This window comes from Flavobacterium cutihirudinis, assembly GCF_003385895.1.
Classification (GTDB): Bacteria; Bacteroidota; Bacteroidia; order Flavobacteriales; family Flavobacteriaceae; genus Flavobacterium; species Flavobacterium cutihirudinis.
In genome coordinates this window covers 125,458-142,527 of the sequence record NZ_QRDQ01000008.1, presented here as the reverse complement: position 1 = coordinate 142,527, position 17,070 = coordinate 125,458, and the positions used below count along the sequence as shown (strand labels likewise).

General features: G+C 33.5%; 19 protein-coding genes. 17 read left to right on the top strand and 2 right to left on the bottom strand.

The window, feature by feature from the left end; all coding sequences use genetic code 11:
• The first annotated feature begins 2 nt into the window (after window positions 1-2).
• The 12 genes from BD847_RS06465 (at window position 3) to BD847_RS06410 (ending at window position 7,649) form a co-directional block, all read left to right on the top strand.
• Window positions 3-545 carry a YceD family protein gene (locus BD847_RS06465; protein WP_115887485.1) on the top strand — a complete coding sequence of 181 codons (543 nt, stop codon included), beginning with the start codon at window positions 3-5 and terminating at the stop codon, window positions 543-545.
• Between the two features lie 9 nt (window positions 546-554).
• The gene (gene rpmF, locus BD847_RS06460) at window positions 555-749 is read left to right on the top strand and encodes a 50S ribosomal protein L32 (RefSeq protein ID WP_008465217.1); all 195 of its coding nucleotides are present in this window, start codon (window positions 555-557) and stop codon (window positions 747-749) included.
• A gap of 173 nt (window positions 750-922) precedes the next feature.
• Complete coding sequence (locus BD847_RS06455) at window positions 923-1,921, top strand: beta-ketoacyl-ACP synthase III (RefSeq protein WP_115887484.1); 999 nt, start codon at window positions 923-925, stop codon at window positions 1,919-1,921.
• Between the two features lie 23 nt (window positions 1,922-1,944).
• Window positions 1,945-2,430 (top strand): acetyl-CoA carboxylase biotin carboxyl carrier protein, encoded by a 486-nt coding sequence (accB, locus tag BD847_RS06450; RefSeq protein WP_115887483.1) that lies wholly within the window; start codon window positions 1,945-1,947, stop codon window positions 2,428-2,430.
• 99 nt (window positions 2,431-2,529) lie between these two features.
• Window positions 2,530-3,876, top strand: a complete 1,347-nt coding sequence (gene accC, locus BD847_RS06445) for an acetyl-CoA carboxylase biotin carboxylase subunit (protein ID WP_115887482.1) — start codon at window positions 2,530-2,532, stop codon at window positions 3,874-3,876.
• Window positions 3,877-4,192: 316 nt separating this feature from the next.
• Window positions 4,193-4,489 (top strand): hypothetical protein, encoded by a 297-nt coding sequence (locus BD847_RS06440; protein WP_115887481.1) that lies wholly within the window; start codon window positions 4,193-4,195, stop codon window positions 4,487-4,489.
• Window positions 4,490-4,562: 73 nt separating this feature from the next.
• Window positions 4,563-4,859 (top strand): hypothetical protein, encoded by a 297-nt coding sequence (locus BD847_RS06435; RefSeq protein WP_115887480.1) that lies wholly within the window; start codon window positions 4,563-4,565, stop codon window positions 4,857-4,859.
• 51 nt (window positions 4,860-4,910) lie between these two features.
• Entirely contained in the window at window positions 4,911-5,207 is a 297-nt protein-coding gene (locus tag BD847_RS06430) for a hypothetical protein (RefSeq protein WP_115887479.1), read from the top strand.
• 27 nt (window positions 5,208-5,234) lie between these two features.
• Window positions 5,235-5,522, top strand: a complete 288-nt coding sequence (locus BD847_RS06425; RefSeq protein ID WP_115887478.1) for a hypothetical protein — start codon at window positions 5,235-5,237, stop codon at window positions 5,520-5,522.
• Between the two features lie 18 nt (window positions 5,523-5,540).
• Window positions 5,541-5,837 (top strand): PepSY-like domain-containing protein, encoded by a 297-nt coding sequence (locus BD847_RS06420; protein WP_115887477.1) that lies wholly within the window; start codon window positions 5,541-5,543, stop codon window positions 5,835-5,837.
• A gap of 17 nt (window positions 5,838-5,854) precedes the next feature.
• A complete protein-coding gene (locus BD847_RS06415) occupies window positions 5,855-6,151 on the top strand; it encodes a hypothetical protein (RefSeq protein WP_115887476.1) in 297 nt (98 codons plus the stop codon).
• 148 nt (window positions 6,152-6,299) lie between these two features.
• On the top strand, window positions 6,300-7,649 hold the full coding sequence (locus BD847_RS06410) for a sigma-54-dependent transcriptional regulator (protein WP_115887475.1): 1,350 nt from the start codon (window positions 6,300-6,302) through the stop codon (window positions 7,647-7,649).
• On the opposite strand, the gene BD847_RS06405 is transcribed toward BD847_RS06410, so the two are convergent.
• Both BD847_RS06405 and BD847_RS06400 read right to left on the bottom strand, forming a co-directional pair.
• A complete protein-coding gene (locus BD847_RS06405; RefSeq protein ID WP_115887474.1) occupies window positions 7,646-10,081 on the bottom strand; it encodes a hybrid sensor histidine kinase/response regulator in 2,436 nt (811 codons plus the stop codon). The two genes, BD847_RS06410 and BD847_RS06405, sit on opposite strands and share 4 nt — an antisense overlap.
• Window positions 10,082-10,263: 182 nt before the next feature.
• Entirely contained in the window at window positions 10,264-12,165 is a 1,902-nt protein-coding gene (locus tag BD847_RS06400; RefSeq protein WP_115887473.1) for a S9 family peptidase, read from the bottom strand.
• A 305-nt stretch (window positions 12,166-12,470) separates the two neighbouring features.
• Between BD847_RS06400 and BD847_RS06395 the strand changes: the two genes are divergently transcribed.
• The 5 genes from BD847_RS06395 (at window position 12,471) to BD847_RS20810 (ending at window position 16,927) form a co-directional block, all read left to right on the top strand.
• Complete coding sequence (locus BD847_RS06395) at window positions 12,471-13,583, top strand: NAD(P)/FAD-dependent oxidoreductase (RefSeq protein ID WP_115887472.1); 1,113 nt, start codon at window positions 12,471-12,473, stop codon at window positions 13,581-13,583.
• Window positions 13,583-14,356 carry a monofunctional biosynthetic peptidoglycan transglycosylase gene (mtgA, locus tag BD847_RS06390; protein WP_115887471.1) on the top strand — a complete coding sequence of 258 codons (774 nt, stop codon included), beginning with the start codon at window positions 13,583-13,585 and terminating at the stop codon, window positions 14,354-14,356. The genes BD847_RS06395 and mtgA overlap by 1 nt, the downstream gene beginning before the upstream one ends.
• Entirely contained in the window at window positions 14,346-15,302 is a 957-nt protein-coding gene (locus BD847_RS06385) for a lipid A deacylase LpxR family protein (protein ID WP_115887470.1), read from the top strand. Before mtgA ends, BD847_RS06385 begins: the two co-directional genes overlap by 11 nt.
• Before the next feature lie 215 nt (window positions 15,303-15,517).
• Window positions 15,518-16,534 carry a type I restriction enzyme HsdR N-terminal domain-containing protein gene (locus BD847_RS06380; protein ID WP_115887469.1) on the top strand — a complete coding sequence of 339 codons (1,017 nt, stop codon included), beginning with the start codon at window positions 15,518-15,520 and terminating at the stop codon, window positions 16,532-16,534.
• Window positions 16,535-16,750: 216 nt separating this feature from the next.
• The gene (locus tag BD847_RS20810; protein WP_167443830.1) at window positions 16,751-16,927 is read left to right on the top strand and encodes a hypothetical protein; all 177 of its coding nucleotides are present in this window, start codon (window positions 16,751-16,753) and stop codon (window positions 16,925-16,927) included.
• Window positions 16,928-17,070: the final 143 nt, after the last annotated feature.

Genomic DNA, 17,070 nt, shown 5'->3' with positions numbered 1-17,070 from the left:
ACATGAGCAAAACAAAAGAATTTTTAATTCCTTTCGTAGGATTAAAACTAGGAAAACACCATTTTGAGTATCAAGTAAATAACAAGTTCTTTGAGAACTTTGATTATAACGAATTTCAAAGTTCGGATATCAAAGTTAATTTAGTTTTAGATAAGAAAAGCACTATGCTTGAGTTGGATTTTAAACACAAAGGAACTGTGAATGTGCCTTGCGATCTAACAGGCGAAGATTTTGATTTACCTATAAAAGGGAAAATGAAGTTAATCGTTCGTTTTGGAGAGGAGTTTAATAATGACAATGAAGAATTGCTGATTTTGCCGCATGGAGAGTTTGAAATAGATGTTATACAATACATTTATGAAATGATCGCCCTGTCGGTTCCTCTAAAACGAGTTCATCCAGGAGTGAAAGACGGAAGTTTACAAACCGAAGCTTTAAACAAACTGAATGAATTAAGAGTCAAAGAAGAGAAAGTTGAGAATAAACAAGAAGAAGATATTGACCCGCGTTGGGAAAAATTAAAGAAACTATTAACGGATAAATAATATAGTAAAATGGCACATCCTAAGAGAAAAACCTCGAAAACAAGAAGAGATAAAAGAAGAACACATTATAAAGCTACTGTAGCTCAGATCGCTACATGTCCAATTACTGGAGAAGCGCATTTATACCACAGAGCTTACTGGCATGAAGGTAAAATGTACTACAGAGGGCAAGTTGTTATCGATAAATCTGAAGCGGTTGCTTAATACGTTTTTGTAAATTATACTAGAACTCTCACATAGTGAGAGTTTTTTTTGTTGGTTATAATTTTTGTTTTTTGGGAAAATACACACAAAATCGTTTCGTTTTTTTTTGTAATTTTCAAGTCTTTTAAAAATTTTTCAAATACCTCGTATTTGAAAGGAAATAATAGAATATAATGAATACAATCACAGCCGCAATTACCGCTGTTGGAGGATACGTTCCAGACTTTGTACTTTCAAACAAAGTTTTAGAAACAATGGTTGAAACCAATGATGAGTGGATTACCACGCGTACCGGAATAAAAGAAAGAAGAATTCTTAAAGATGCTGATAAAGGAACATCATATCTTGCAATAAAAGCAGCACAAGACTTAATTGCAAAAGCAAATATTGATCCGTTAGAGATTGATATGGTTATAATGGCAACAGCAACACCTGATATGATGGTGGCTTCTACAGGAGTGTATGTTGCAACAGAAATTGGGGCAACAAATGCTTTTGCATACGATTTGCAGGCCGCATGTTCAAGTTTCTTATACGGAATGTCTACTGCTGCTGCATATGTGCAATCCGGACGTTATAAAAAAGTGCTTTTAATTGGTGCCGATAAAATGTCATCAATTGTAGATTATACAGATAGAGCAACTTGTATCATTTTTGGAGATGGAGCAGGAGCTGTTCTTTTTGAACCAAATTATGAAGGTTTAGGTCTGCAGGATGAATATTTAAGAAGTGATGGTGTTGGACGCGATTTTCTTAAAATTCCAGCAGGAGGTTCTTTGATTCCGCCAACAGAAGAAACTGTAAAAAACAGACAGCACAATATTATGCAGGACGGAAAAACTGTTTTCAAATATGCTGTAACAAATATGGCTGATGCCAGCGAATTAATTCTTCAAAGAAATAATTTGACAAATGAGGATGTTGATTGGTTGGTGCCGCACCAGGCTAATAAACGTATTATTGATGCTACTGCAGGTAGATTAGATTTAGATGAATCTAAAGTGTTGGTAAATATCGAAAGATATGGTAATACGACTTCAGGAACTTTACCATTGGTATTAGCCGATTTTGAAGATAAGCTGAAAAAAGGAGATAATGTTATTTTTGCCGCTTTTGGTGGTGGATTCACTTGGGGATCTATTTACCTGAAATGGGCATACGATAAGAAATAAATTAAAACTAAAAACGAATCATTATGGATTTAAAAGAAATTCAAAACCTAATCAAATTTGTAGCAAATTCGGGAGTTGCTGAAGTAAAGTTAGAAATGGATGATGTAAAAATCACCATTAGAACAACTTTGGAAACAAATGTAACAGAAGCTACTTATGTACAGCAATTGCCAGCTCAGGCTGCATTGCCTCAAGCTGCTGCTCCACAGGTTGCTGCTCCAGTTGTTGTAAATGTAACTCCAGAAGCACCAGCTGCTAACGATTCTAAATTCATAACTATAAAATCTCCAATTATTGGAACATTCTATAGAAAACCATCTCCAGACAAACCAGTTTTTACTGAAGTAGGAAGCACTATCGCAAAAGGAGATGTTCTTTGTGTAATTGAAGCAATGAAATTATTCAACGAAATCGAATCAGAAGTGTCAGGTAAAATTGTAAAAATTCTTGTTGACGATATGTCTCCTGTAGAATTTGACCAACCTTTATTCTTAGTTGATCCATCATAAATAAATTTAGATTTTAGATTTTAGATTTTAGAATGGTTCACTTTTAATCATCTAAAATTATCTAATTATCAAATTGTCTAATTATCTAATTAAAATAAGATGTTTAAAAAAATATTAATTGCGAATAGAGGAGAAATTGCACTTCGTGTAATTCGTACTTGCAAGGAAATGGGAATTAAAACTGTTGCAGTTTACTCTACAGCAGATGCAGAAAGCTTGCATGTTAAATTTGCTGATGAAGCGGTTTGTATTGGTCCCCCTCCAAGTAACTTATCGTACTTAAAAATGTCAAATATTATTGCTGCTGCAGAAATTACAAATGCAGACGCAATACACCCAGGATACGGTTTCCTTTCTGAAAATGCTAAATTCTCAAAAATTTGCCAAGAGCACGGAATCAAATTTATTGGTGCTGCTCCGGAAATGATCGATAGAATGGGAGATAAAGCTTCTGCAAAAGCTACAATGAAAGCGGCAGGAGTTCCTTGTGTGCCAGGTTCAGACGGATTATTAGAATCTTATGAGCATGCGCAAAAAATAGCTAAAGAAATTGGTTATCCAGTTATGATGAAAGCTACTGCTGGTGGTGGTGGAAAAGGAATGCGTGCTATCTGGAAAGAAGATGAGCTTTTGAAAGCTTGGGAAAGCGCACGTCAGGAAGCTGCTGCAGCATTTGGAAATGACGGAATGTACATGGAGAAACTTATTGAAGAGCCACGTCATATCGAAATTCAGGTTGTTGGAGACTCATACGGAAAAGCATGTCACCTTTCTGAAAGAGATTGTTCTGTACAACGTCGTCACCAAAAACTAACTGAAGAAACTCCTTCACCATTCATGACAGACGAGTTACGTGCTAAAATGGGAGAGGCTGCTGTAAAAGCTGCTGAATTCATTAAATACGAAGGAGCTGGAACTGTAGAATTTCTTGTTGATAAACACAGAAATTTCTATTTCATGGAAATGAATACTCGTATTCAGGTTGAGCACCCAATTACTGAACAAGTTATTGATTATGATTTGATCCGTGAGCAAATTATGGTAGCGGCCGGAATCCCAATTTCTGGTAAAAACTATCTTCCACAATTACATGCTATTGAAGTTCGTATTAATGCTGAAGATCCTTACAACGATTTTCGTCCTTCACCAGGAAAAATTACTACGCTTCATATGCCAGGAGGACATGGAGTACGTTTAGATACTCACGTATATTCTGGTTACAGCATTCCACCAAACTACGATTCAATGATTGCTAAGTTGATCACAACGGCACAATCTCGTGAAGAAGCTATCAGCAAAATGCGAAGAGCTTTGGATGAATTCGTAATCGAAGGTGTGAAAACTACAATACCTTTCCACAGACAATTAATGGATGATCCAAAATATATTGCAGGAGATTATACTACTGCATTTATGGATACATTTAAAATGAATAGTCCAGAATAAATAAAAGACCGTCAGTATTGGCGGTCTTTTTTGTTTAATATCGTTTTTAAATCCAAGGAATTATAAAAAGATTTCGGGATTATGGTTTTAGTGATTTAGTGTTTACAGCCTCAGTAAACACAAAAAGTGTATACTTTTTACACACTGTTTTGTTGTTTTATACACTTTTCTACAAGTGTTATTTTTTATTGATTTTGATATAAAGCCCTTTAAAATAAGGTGTTTAAAGCGTTTTTGCTCATATGTATTCATTTACGGCACAATAGTTTCTTTATTCTTAGCGTAGACAACTATTAAAAACTTAAATACATACATTATGAAAAAATTATTTCTATCTGCCGCTATTGTTTTGGGAAGTTTAACTTCATTTGCTTCGACTACACCCTTAACAAATTCTACTCTAAAAACAATTTCACTTCAGGACGAATACACTGAAATTAAGTTAGAAGAATTACCTGCTCCAATTACAGAAGCTTTAAAAAAAGCTTATCCAAATGCAGTAGTTTCTAAAGCATATAAAAATGCAAAATCAGAGTATAAATTAGATGTTACTGTTGGTGAAAAAGTTGGGAATCTTTTTGCTAATGCAGACGGAACCTGGATTCAAAAGTAATCAATTTGAGTACTCGTGAAAATCCAGTTTCAGAATACTAAAATCAAATTAACAATATTAAAATATCACTATCATGAAAAATTTATTTTTATCAGCCGCAATCGTTTTGGGAGGTTTAACATCATTTGCTTCAACTTCTTCAATTACAAATCCAATCGTAAAAACAGTTTCAGTTCAGGACGAATATACTGAAATTAAAGTGGTAGAAGTTCCAACAGCAGTTACTGATGCGCTTAAAAAAGCTTACCCGGACGCAGTACTTACAAAAGCTTACAAAAATACAGCATCTCAATATAAACTGGAAGTAGCAGTTGGAGATAAAGTGGGTTCTTTATATGCAAATGCAGACGGAACCTGGATTAAAAAATAATCCCTTTTTGTTCCAATCAAATTATTATTAAACACTATTAAAATTACTATCATGAAAAAATTATTTATATCAGCCGCAATCGTTCTGGGAGGTTTAACATCATTTGCTTCAACTTCGCCAATAACAAGTTCAATCGTAAAATCAATTTCTATTCAGGACGAATACACAGAAATTAAAACCGAAGAAGTTCCGTCAGCAGTTACTGATGCACTTAAAAAAGCATATCCTGACGCAGTTCTTAACAAAGCTTACAAAAACACAGCTTCTCAATACAAGCTTGAGATTACAGTAGGCGACAAAGTAGGTTCATTATATGCAAATGCAGATGGATCTTGGATTAAAAAATAATTAGTTAACACTAAAAAAAATATTATTATGAAAAAGTTAATCTTATCGGCAGCAATCCTATTAGGAGGGTTGTCAACACAAGCAAGTACTATTGATGTGAATTCAGTAACTCCAGTAGTAAAATTTCAAGACGAGTATAAAGAAGTTGATGCTGTTCCGGCAGCAGTAAAAACAGGTTTGGATAATGCTTATCCTGGAGTAAAATTGGAAAAAGCTTTTGTCAATGACAAAAAAGAGTATAAAGTTGAAATCACTGTAAGAGGTGAAAAGTCAACTGTTTATACTGATGAAAAAGGAAACATCATTAAAAAATAACTATAAAACCACTACATTATGAAAAAGCTAATCTTTTCGGCAGCCATCGTTTTCGCGAGTTTGTCAATGCACGCAGCACCAGTTGTTGCAGTAACTGAAACAGGAATTTCAGTAAATGTTCAGGACGAATATACTGAGGTTGCAGCAGATGCTGTTCCGGCAGCAGTAAAATCGACTATTGAAAAATCTTTTCCAGGAACGAAGCTTGTAAAAGCGTACAAAAACGAAAAGAATGAATACAAGCTTGAAATAGCTAGTGGTGAAAAAAAGTATACTGTATTTACAGATGCTTCAGGAAATATTATTAAAAAATAATTTTAAATAAGAGCAATATGAAAAAGTTAGTTTGTGCAACAGCTATTATTTTGGGTAGTTTGTCTTTTACTGCAACAGCAGCGACAACTCAAAATAAAATAGAAGTTTCCATTTCTGTTCAGACAGAATACACTGAAGTTACTGCAGATGCTGTTCCAGCTGCTGTAAAAACGGCTCTGCAAACTGCTTATCCAAATGCAAAACTGGAAAAAGCGTTTGTAAATGAAAAAAAAGAATACAAATTAGAAATATCAGTTAAGGACCAGAAGGCTACTGTTTATTCAGATGTCAATGGCAATTGGCTGAAAATATAATAAATATATTATAAATATAATTAGGTGAATTAGATTTATGTTTTTGGTGAAAAAGAGATTGCTTCCGGCAATCTCTTTTTTTTTTGCATAATTTTGTGAGAATACAACTTTAATAGTATTATTTTAGCAAAAAAGTCCCTAAAAACAGATGTCAAAAATATTATTGATAGAAGATGATATTTCGTTTTGTAAATTATTAGAGAAGTTTCTAATAAAAAAAGCATACGATGTAACAATAGCATTCTCTGCTGCCGAAGCCAGATTAGCAATCAAAAACGAATCATTTGATTTGATTTTGACTGATCTTCGTTTGCCGGATTCTGATGGTATTGGACTAATGTCAGAATTTAAAAATGATTATCCTCAAATTCCTGTCGTTCTTATGACAGGTTACTCGGATGTAAATACTGCGGTGAAAGCCATTAAAAATGGTGCAGCCGATTATATTTCCAAACCCTTCAATCCGGATGAGGTTTTGCTTGTTATTACAAATGCACTTCAAACTTTTGAAGAAGAAATCCCTTCTAAGGAAAATAAAAAACCGGTTAAAAAGCAAACTTCAACAGAAAATGAATTTGTAAAAGGAATTTCTGTAGCTTCCAAAAAATTATTAGATCATATTCAATTGGTAAGTCCAACGGATATGTCAGTTTTGATTATCGGCGAAAGCGGAACAGGAAAAGAAATTATTGCCAAAAGCATTCATCAGCAAAGCAACAGAAAGAATAATAATTTTATTGCCGTTGACTGTGGCGCAATTCCGAAAGAATTGGCAGCAAGTGAATTTTTTGGTCATTTGAAAGGTTCTTTTACCGGCGCGATCAGTGATAAAATGGGTTATTTTGAAGCGGCTAACGGCGGAACTTTATTTTTGGACGAAATAGGGAATCTATCTTATGAAAATCAAATTCAGTTATTGCGAGCGCTTCAGGAACGAAAAATAAAACCTGTTGGAAGCAATAAGGAAATAAACGTCGATATCCGCATTATTACAGCAACAAATGAAGATTTGCGTGAAGCAGTAAAAAATGGCGATTTTAGAGAAGATTTATACCATAGAATCAATGAGTTTTCAATTCTTTCTCCATCGTTAAAAGATAGAGAAGAAGATTTAATGGTTTTTGCCGATTATTTTTTAGAAAAAGCCAATCAGCAGTTGAATAAAGATGTTATCGGGTTTTCTCCGGAAGTGGTAGCTATTTTTCAAAATTACAATTGGCCGGGAAACTTGCGTGAATTGCAGAATTGTGTAAAACGCGCAACACTTTTATCTCGCGGAAATTATATAGAAAGCGATGTTTTACCAGCTGAGTTTTTTCAGGTTCAAAAACAGGATAATGCTGACACTGTAAGTAATTTTTCTTTGTCTGAGAATGAAAAGGAAACTATTATTCACGCATTGTCAAAAACGCAGAATAATAAATCTGAAGCAGCAAAATTGCTTAAAATTACCAGAAAGACACTTTACAATAAATTAAAGCAATACAACATCGATTAAACGATTTCTTGCTCTAATGCTTTAAAGAGAGAACCAATTCTTTGCTCTAAATCGGTGTGTATATCTTGTACTGCTATCATTTCAAAATCATTGCTTTCTAAAGTTTTTAGAATTTCACCAATTTCATAAGCTTCAATTTGCTTGAACATGGGTGCGATTCGATGAGCAATAGCATTTATTTCGGCAACATTTTTGTCGGTAATGGCATTTTTCAGATAAACAAGATTTTCATTGGTACTTTCGATAAAAGATCGTAAGACATCATTTAATGCATTTTGATCGTTGCCCAAAAACTCTTTTAGCGTATCTAAAGAATAGATTTTAGAAGATTTCTTTTCGATTTCTTTTAAATCTGCTTTTGGCAATAATTCATTTCCTAAAATAATTCGGATAGTATCCAGCAATATTTTCGGCGAATAAGGTTTTTTAACCACAGTCGTAAAACCGGCATCTGTATAAACAGAAATTTCTAAATCGGTTCGGCCGGTAAGTGCAATAACAGGCTGATTAACATATACTGAGCTCTTTCTTAGTTTTTCAAGAAACATAAAACCATCCATTTCAGGCATTTGAATATCAGTAATAACAAAATCAAAATTGGTTTTCTGAATCGCTTCCAAAGCTTTGCTGGCATTGGTAAACGATAAAACCTGATGTTTTTCTTGTTTTAATACACCGCTGGTTAAATTCAGAAGATTTATGTCGTCATCAACTACAATAAAAGTTTGTGTTTTAGTATTTTGAACCACAGATTTTTTTAATTCAGTCACAGGATTTGCGACACTTTGATCCAATAATAACGGAAGTTTGATCTCGAAAGTACTTCCTTTTCCAAAAGTGCTTTCAAGATTTAGGGTTCCTCCTAAAATCGAAATGATTTTTTGGCAAATAGAAAGACCTAAACCAGTTCCGCCATATTTTTTTTCGATGTTTTCATTTGCCTGTGCAAACTCCTCAAAAACTAATTTTTGATTTCCTTTCTCAATTCCAATTCCGGTATCTTCTATTGTGATTACAAAAAAACGAGAATCTTCATCCGGATAAGCGCTGATTCTAATGTAACCTTCTTCCGTAAATTTATAAGCATTTCCGATGATGTTGCTCAAAATTTGTTTCAGTCGAAAGGGATCTCCAACAATTTTTCCGTTTAGTTTTTCATCGGTATTAATGATTAAATCGATGTTTTTGTGTTTGTAAACCGTCTGAATGCTTTTGCCAACTTCGTCAATAATCTCCGAAAGTGAAAATGGAACTTTTTCAATCGTAATTTTTCCGGCTTCTATTTGGGAGAAATCCAGTAAGTCCTGAACCAGTTGTGTAATATATTCCGAAGAATTTTTAATGTTTTTAATAAAATAAGACTGCTTCGTATTGACATCAGAATTGCCCAAAAGCTCAGAATAACCAACAATGGTACTCAAAGGCGTTTTTAAATCGTGACTGACAGTTGAAATTAATTGTTCACGGCTTTTCAATAAATTTTTGGTTTTAAAATTCGCAATTTCAAGCTGCTTTTTATAAACCTGAGATTTAGAATAATCGCTCACAATTAAAATAGAAAAGAATAACGTAAGAACTAGTCCAATTATAGCGGATGCCGTAACAATTTCATTGACCTTTTTAAGTGATTTTTCTTTTAAAGAATTGTTTTTTATCGAATTGATAATGATTTCTCTTTCGATAATTCGAAGTACTTTTCGGAGCTGTTCAGAAATGGCAATTTCATTTTTCAGCAATTTATTTTCCTCAAAATTTAAGGATTCTTTTTTCTTTTCGGCTCTTAATTTTACAGAGCTTAACAGCTTTTTAGAATTAGCCAAAATAGAATCAGAAGCTTTTTTGCTCAGCGTATTGGTACTGTCATCCGGAATATTCTGATTTAGATAATCGACATATTTCTGAAGGACATTTTTTTGATAACTTCCAAGCTGATTTGGATTTTTAGTAAAATCCTGAAGTTCGAGTTTACGAAGTTTGAACTCCATTTTGGTAATTTCATCAATCGCCGTATTTACCGAAACTTCATCGTCCGCTTTGTTTTTTATCGTTTTTAATTGCTGGATATTTTTGGTTTTTTCAGCCAATAAATACGTTACACTGTCAAGCAGTACTTTTTGATATTCTGTAGTAACAATTTGTTTCAAAGTATCGATTCTCGCACGTAAAGAATCCGTTTCAATAACATAACTTTTGAAGTCTTTTTCAGAGTTGGTCTGAATCGTTTTTCGTGCTAAACTTTCCGTTTTATAAACATTCGAAAAAAGTTTGCTGACTCTTAAAATCTTGGTTTTTTCGAAGGCAATTTTATCCTCCAGTTTGTTATAAACCACATTTTCCGAATATAAAAACCAGCCAACCGTAACAACAAGAGCCAATAATGCAACGTAGCTAAAGAGCACTTTAAGGGCTGTGTAACTTTTTTTGCTCTCCATAGATTGTTATTGTTGAGATTGGGAAGTTTTAAAATTTGAATTCACTGCAATTTATCTAAAAAAATCTGTTTTTAAAAGAGAAATTAAGATCAAAGTGTTACATAATTCAAAGGTTCTTAAAGCAAAATAGCCACAGATTATGTAAAAATCTGTGGCTATTAAATGCGTTTTAAAAACTTATATTATAATGTTTCGTTCAACCATTTAAAAAATTCACCTTGCCAAACTTGTGCATTTTGCGGTTTTAACACCCAGTGATTTTCATCTGGAAAATAAACAAAACGGCTTTTGATTCCTCTTAATTGAGCAGCCTGAAAAGCTTCTTGTCCTTGCCCGATTGGCACACGGAAATCTTTTCCTCCCTGGAAAATCAAAATTGGCTTATTCCATTTTTCAACCATTGTTGCAGGGTTAAATGTAGTATACGCTTTTTGAGCAACAGCATTGTCTTTTTCCCAGTAAGCACCACCAAAATCCCAGTTGTTAAAGAAAACCTCTTCAGTAGTTCCTAACATACTTACAGTATTAAATACTCCGTCGTGAGCAATAAAAGTTTTGAAACGGTTGTTGTGAATTCCAGCTAAGTAAAATACAGAATATCCTCCGTAACTTGCACCAACACATCCTAAACGGCTTTTGTCAACATAACTTTCTTTCGCTACATCATCAATTGCAGAAAGGTAATCGTCCATAACTTGTCCGCCCCAATCTTTACTAATTTGTTCGTTCCATTCAACACCGTGTCCTGGCATTCCGCGACGGTTTGGCGCTACAACTACATAGCCTTTAGCAGCCATTAAAGAGAAATTCCAACGGAAAGAATACGATTGTGTCAATGCACTTTGTGGACCACCTTGACAGAATAATAATGTTGGGTATTTTTTTGTAGCATCAAAATTTGGAGGTAAGATTACCCAAACCAACATTTTTTTACCGTCAGTTGTTGTTACATAACGTTTTTCTGTTTTGCTTAACGCTAATGTTTTGTACGTTTCTGTATTTACATTAGAAAGTTGTTTCCAGCTGTTTTTCTTTAAGTTGAAAGAATAAATTTCCGGAGCGTGATTCATATCATTTCTTGTAACGATAATTTCGTCACCTGCAAAACCTACTAAATCATTTACATCAAAATCGCCTTTCGTAATTTGACGAACCTGAATAGCAATTTTAGTCAATCCAGGAAAGTTCACCACAAATAATTGTTTTGTACCATCTACAGGCGCAACAAAATAAACGTTTCTACCATCTTTACTCCAGATAAAATTATCTACAGTTCCGTCCCAATTTGCAGTAAGATTAATTTTCATTCCTTTAAAATCAACAATAATGTCATTTTTATCGGCTTCGTAACCATCACGTTTCATTTGCAACCACGTTAGATTTCCTGTTGGAGAAAATTGTGGAGCGGTATCGTAACCTAAATTACCTTCAGTTCTGTTAATCGTTTTTTGAGTCTCTAAATTGTACTCATAAATATCAGTATTTGTCGAAATTGCATAAGCAGTTCCGGCTTTTTTCTTGCAAACATACAAGATGCTTTTTCCGTCAGGAGACCAGATATAATCTTCGTCACCACCAAAAGGTTTTTGCGGAGAATCAAAAGTTTCACCTTTCAAAATGTCAATTCCTGCAGCACCGTCTTTGTTTTCTTTGTAAAAAACGTGGTTAAATTTACCTTCATTCCAAGTGTCCCAGTGACGGTAATCTAAACCATCATAAATTTGAGCTTCAGACTTGTCTAGTTTTGGATAAAAATCTTTTCCTAAAACTTTGTCAATTTTTACTTCATCGTTGTAAACTAAAAATTTTCCGTCTGGCGAAATATTTTTATCATTTAAAACCTCTTTCGTGTCTTTGATTTCAGTTGCATTTCCGCCATTTACAGGAATGGTGTAAAATTTAGAATGCGATTTGTTTTCTTCTACAGAAGGTGTAGAAACTTTAAAAACAACATTTTTTTCGTCTTTTGAAAGTCCAAGCGCACTAACTCGGCCCAATTTCCATAATAATTCCGGAGACATTACATTTTGTCCAATAGCGTTTAAACTCATCATTATTAATGTTGTTACTACTACTTTTTTCATAATAAAAAATTCTTTTTTTTGAGGTGCTAAAAATACAACATTTAAATTCCAATATGTGAAATTCCGGATTCCAATTTATTGTTAAAGTTTAGAAGTAAATTTCAATTTTTCAAATTCCAATTTTTATTTTTTACAACTTATAATATTGTATTTCCACCCTGAGCGTTCCGAGACTTCGGGAGAAGGGCGCACAGTGAATGGCTTCTCCCGAAGTCTCGGAACGCTCAGCCTGACAAAGAATTTAAATGAACTTATATTACTTATATGGTTCAAAAAAATCATTATTTTTATAAAAAACTCTGAAAATGGAACTTAGCTATTGGGAATTAAAAAATTGGTTCACAAATGTCGACTACACTATTGTTGGGAGCGGCATTGTTGGTCTGCATACGGCATTACGCTTACGCGAAAGATTTCCAGAAGCTAAAATTCTGGTTTTAGAAAGAGGAATGTTGCCTCAAGGCGCGAGTACAAAAAATGCCGGTTTTGCCTGTTTCGGAAGTCTTTCTGAAATTATGGAAGATTTAAAAACGCATTCGGAAGATGATGTTGTAAATCTGATCGAAAAACGTTGGAAAGGTTTGCAGTTATTACGAAAGCGATTAGGAGATTCGGCTATTGATTTTAAGCCTCATGGCGGTTACGAATTATTTCTAAAAGAAGATGAATTGGGATTTAGTGAATACATTTCGAAAATTCCTTTTGTGAATGAGGTTTTGAAACCGCTTTTTAAAGCCGATGTTTTTTCAAAAGAAATAGATCGTTTTGGGTTTGAAAACATTCAGGAGTATCTCATTTTTAATCCGTTTGAAGGGCAAATTGATACAGGGAATATGATGCAGGCGTTATTGAAACATGCGATTTCAGCCGATGTTTTAATACTTAACCAACAGACAGTAAATTCATATCTCGATGCCGGAAACCATGTTGAAGTTGTAGTAAATGATTTTAGTTTTAAAACCAAAAAATTACTTTTTACAACAAACGGTTTTGCCAATTCTCTAACAAAGGGAGCCGTAAAACCCGCTCGGGCACAGGTTTTAATTACTGAACCTATTCATAATTTAGACATCAAAGGCACGTTTCATTTAGATCGCGGTTATTATTATTTTAGAAATATCGATAATCGTATTTTACTCGGCGGAGGCCGAAATCTTGATTTTGAGCAAGAAACTACTACAGAATTTGGGCAGACGAAAATTGTTCAAAATAAATTGGAAGATTTGCTGAAAAATGTAATTTTACCAAATCAGGATTTCCAAATTTCGCATCGTTGGAGTGGAATTATGGGAGTCGGGAACAGTAAGAGTCCGATTGTTTCTCAACTTTCTGAAAATGTGTACTGTGGAGTACGTTTGGGCGGAATGGGAGTGGCAATAGGAAGTTTAGTAGGAACAGAATTAGCAGATTTAATATAATGGCAGTAACCAAAAAACCAGCACCAAAAAAACCGGCCGCGGGAAAAGCGAAACCAGCAGCGAAGAAAAAAAGCAATCGAACTTTTGGAGAAAAAGTAAAATGGTTTTTTATCAAATTAATGCTTTGGTTTTTCGGACTTTCTATAGGATCGGTGATATTTTTTAAATATGTTCCGGTGCCGTTTACACCTTTAATGATCATTCGTGCAATTGAAAATAAATGGGCAGGAAAAGAAGTTTATTTTGATCACGATTGGGAACCAATTGATAAAATTTCGATGAATCTTCAGAAAGCAGTAATTGCCAGTGAAGACGGAACTTTTCTATCGCACAATGGTTTTGATTTTAAAGCGCTTCAAAAGGCTTATAAAAGTAATGAGCGCGGACGCCGAATTCGTGGCGGAAGTACGATTTCGCAGCAAACAGCTAAAAACGTCTTTTTGTGGCAAGGAAAAAGTTATCTACGTAAAGGTCTTGAAGCTTATTTTACTGTTTTGATTGAAATAATTTGGGGCAAAGAAAGAATTATGGAGGTTTATTTGAACAGTATCGAAATGGGCGATGGTGTTTATGGCGCTTATGCCGCGACTGAACATTGGTACAGACGCGATGCTTCGAGCTTAACGCCAATGCAAGCCGCTGGAATTGCTGCAATTTTGCCAAATCCGAGAAAATTTAAAGCGACTGGTTCGTCAAGTTATATCAACAGAAGAAAAGAGCGAATTGTTCGCGAAATGCGTTATGTTGGAAAAATAAATTATAATGGGAAATAAAAACGCCTTATTTGCGGTCTTCCTATTGGCAACAACTTTAGTTTTCGGACAGGCAAACACAAAAGAATTCGGATTTATTTCTGATAATGATTTATATACTTCGTCTAAAAACGATATGTATTATACAAACGGTCTGGAGTTTTTCTACCGGTATTTATCAAAAAATGAAAATCCGAAAATCAATAAAAAAATTACTGAATTTCGTTTCGGACAATATCTGTATAATCCGCGTTTTATTAACAAGGAAGCAGTTCATAAAAATGACCGCCCTTTTACAGGTTATCTTTTTGCCGAAGCAGGCCGAAGCTTTTTTTATCAAAGCGAATCGGTTTTAAAAACAGATTTTCAATTGGGTTATATGGGGCCAAACGCTTTTGGACGCCAAACTCAGGAAAGTTTTCATGAACTAATTGGCTATAAAAAAGTGTATGGTTGGGAAAACCAGCTTCATAATGCTTTGGCCGTTCAGGCTCACATACTTTATTCTAAGGAAATGTTTCCGTCGGAGCATAGTGATTATGCCGATATTCATTTTCAGTCCGAAGCTAATTTAGGAACCATTTTCTCTGGTATTTCGACTGGAGTTATGGTAAGATTGGGATTCAAAGAACTGATTCCTCTTTATGACTCCAATTTACACGATGCTTCGGTAAGTGCCAACGAGCAATTGAATATGAGGGAATTTTATTTTTACTTCATGCCGAGCATCAATTATCAGTTTTACGACGCAACGATTGAAGGAAGTATGTTCAGCAATACAAGTCCAGTGACTTTTGAATTGGAGCCTTTTCGTTTCAACTTCGAAGCTGGTTTAAAATACCGTCATAACAAGTTCAATATGTCGTATTCTTTTATTTACCGTGGAAGAGAATTAAAAGATCCTAAATTTGATACTAATTCTGGTTACTTTTTTGGAAGTATTCGAATGGGGTTTTTGTTGAGGTAGGTTTTCTTACTCGCAAAGTCGCGAATGCGCAAAGTTTAATTTTTCGGGTAAATAATAATACCAAATCAGGTATTAATACTTAATATCTTGTTCTGTTAAAAGGTTAATTTTGGTTGAGAGAGACATTAATTTGTAATGCTAATTTTTTAAATTATTAATTTTTAAGATATTAGTGTTTTGTTTCTTGAAATTTGTCTAACTAACCACCATCAAAAATGACCACAAACATCCCTAAACAGTCAATTAATCAATTAAAAAAAACATTAGAAAATTTCAAAATTAACGATGCAATAGAATTGTGCACAAATGAAGCCCAAACTCGTAAATTTTTGATAGAACCTTTTTTTCATCTTCTTAATTATATTTCTAATGATTTAATACCTGAGTTTAATGCTGATTTTGGGGATAGAGTAAGTCAAAAAATTGATTATGCTATTCTACTCAATAAAAAAGAAACTATTTTAATTGAAGCAAAAAAGTATAACAGCAGGCTAAGTGATAAAGAAGCTGGACAACTTAATGGATACTTTAATAATACTAAAAGTTCTCGAATTGCAGTTTTAACCAACGGAATTGAATATAGGTTTTATTCGGATATATTATTGCCTAATGTTATTGATTCAAAACCCTTTTTTGTATTTAATTTGACTAATTATTCGGATAAAGATTTAGAAACTTTAATCAAATTCGATAAAAGATATGTAGTCATAAATGAGATAATTAAAACAGCTCAAGAATGTGTTTTTGTAGAAGATTTTGAAGCAAGTCTGTTAAAAGAATTTATAGCACCTTCTAAGGATTTGTTGAAAATTATTCATAGAAATATGAATTTCAAAACAAAGTTTACTGAAGAAACGCAAGGCAAAATGATCAATTTGATTAATTCGGCTTTGTTAAAGTCTTTATATGATAAAAAAGTTATTTCTGAATCTAATTCAAACACGGGAGGAATTATAACAACCGAAACAGAAATTCAAGCTTATCATACCATAAGAACTTTATTGATTCAGAATAAAAAGATACCAAGTCAAAGAATTTTCTTTAAAGATTTTAAAAGTTTTTTTAATATCAGTGTTGATGATAATTTAAAAAAAGTGATTTGTAAATTGATTTTTAGTGATTCAAAATTGAAGATTGTTATCGAAAACAATGAATATTTATTAAGCAGTGTTGATGATGTTTTGAAGTATAAAAATGAATTGATTAACAGGACACTTTTATTATTAGAATAGAATATAAAAACAAAACCTTCTAATTTAGCCCCGATCGAAACGATATCCTTTTGTGGCGGTGTTCGCCATAAAAGATATAGTGTAGAGCGGGACGAGTGTTGTTTTGAAAACTGAATTTTCTGCTTATAATTAAAAAAAAACTACACGATGAACTCTTAACATTTTGATAATACGCGATTTAGTTTAAATTTTTTACATTTAATTAAAATTTAAATTATGGATGTTAATTGGAATATAATAGGAGTAGTGGCAATTTTGGTCGTTGTTTTGGTCGTTTTAACAATCAGAAAAAATCTTAAAGAGAAAAAGAAATTGGAAAATTTGCTGAATAACGATTTCAAAAAAGCAAAAAAAGATAGAATTGATGCCGACGATTCGGCAAATGAAAAATAAGTAAAAGTTATTTCAAAATACAGATTTTTTTGGTCTTAACTATGCAGTTTGTCATTTCGAGGAACGAGAAATCTCCACGAGAAGCTCTACAAAGATTGGATTTACGGTACGGAGTCACTTGCGGAGATTTCTCGTTCCTCGAA

Coding starts and splice junctions, on each gene's coding strand:
- BD847_RS06425 (WP_115887478.1), top strand. CDS start 5,235: ATGAAAAAGTTAATCTTATCGGCAGCAATCCTATTAGGAGGGTTGTCA.
- BD847_RS06440 (WP_115887481.1), top strand. CDS start 4,193: ATGAAAAAATTATTTCTATCTGCCGCTATTGTTTTGGGAAGTTTAACT.
- BD847_RS06415 (WP_115887476.1), top strand. CDS start 5,855: ATGAAAAAGTTAGTTTGTGCAACAGCTATTATTTTGGGTAGTTTGTCT.
- BD847_RS06430 (WP_115887479.1), top strand. CDS start 4,911: ATGAAAAAATTATTTATATCAGCCGCAATCGTTCTGGGAGGTTTAACA.
- BD847_RS06420 (WP_115887477.1), top strand. CDS start 5,541: ATGAAAAAGCTAATCTTTTCGGCAGCCATCGTTTTCGCGAGTTTGTCA.
- accC (WP_115887482.1), top strand. CDS start 2,530: ATGTTTAAAAAAATATTAATTGCGAATAGAGGAGAAATTGCACTTCGT.
- rpmF (WP_008465217.1), top strand. CDS start 555: ATGGCACATCCTAAGAGAAAAACCTCGAAAACAAGAAGAGATAAAAGA.
- BD847_RS06385 (WP_115887470.1), top strand. CDS start 14,346: ATGGGAAATAAAAACGCCTTATTTGCGGTCTTCCTATTGGCAACAACT.
- BD847_RS06395 (WP_115887472.1), top strand. CDS start 12,471: ATGGAACTTAGCTATTGGGAATTAAAAAATTGGTTCACAAATGTCGAC.
- BD847_RS06380 (WP_115887469.1), top strand. CDS start 15,518: ATGACCACAAACATCCCTAAACAGTCAATTAATCAATTAAAAAAAACA.
- BD847_RS06400 (WP_115887473.1), bottom strand. CDS start 12,165: ATGAAAAAAGTAGTAGTAACAACATTAATAATGATGAGTTTAAACGCT.
- BD847_RS06405 (WP_115887474.1), bottom strand. CDS start 10,081: ATGGAGAGCAAAAAAAGTTACACAGCCCTTAAAGTGCTCTTTAGCTAC.
- BD847_RS06465 (WP_115887485.1), top strand. CDS start 3: ATGAGCAAAACAAAAGAATTTTTAATTCCTTTCGTAGGATTAAAACTA.
- BD847_RS06455 (WP_115887484.1), top strand. CDS start 923: ATGAATACAATCACAGCCGCAATTACCGCTGTTGGAGGATACGTTCCA.
- BD847_RS20810 (WP_167443830.1), top strand. CDS start 16,751: ATGGATGTTAATTGGAATATAATAGGAGTAGTGGCAATTTTGGTCGTT.
- BD847_RS06410 (WP_115887475.1), top strand. CDS start 6,300: ATGTCAAAAATATTATTGATAGAAGATGATATTTCGTTTTGTAAATTA.
- BD847_RS06435 (WP_115887480.1), top strand. CDS start 4,563: ATGAAAAATTTATTTTTATCAGCCGCAATCGTTTTGGGAGGTTTAACA.
- mtgA (WP_115887471.1), top strand. CDS start 13,583: ATGGCAGTAACCAAAAAACCAGCACCAAAAAAACCGGCCGCGGGAAAA.
- accB (WP_115887483.1), top strand. CDS start 1,945: ATGGATTTAAAAGAAATTCAAAACCTAATCAAATTTGTAGCAAATTCG.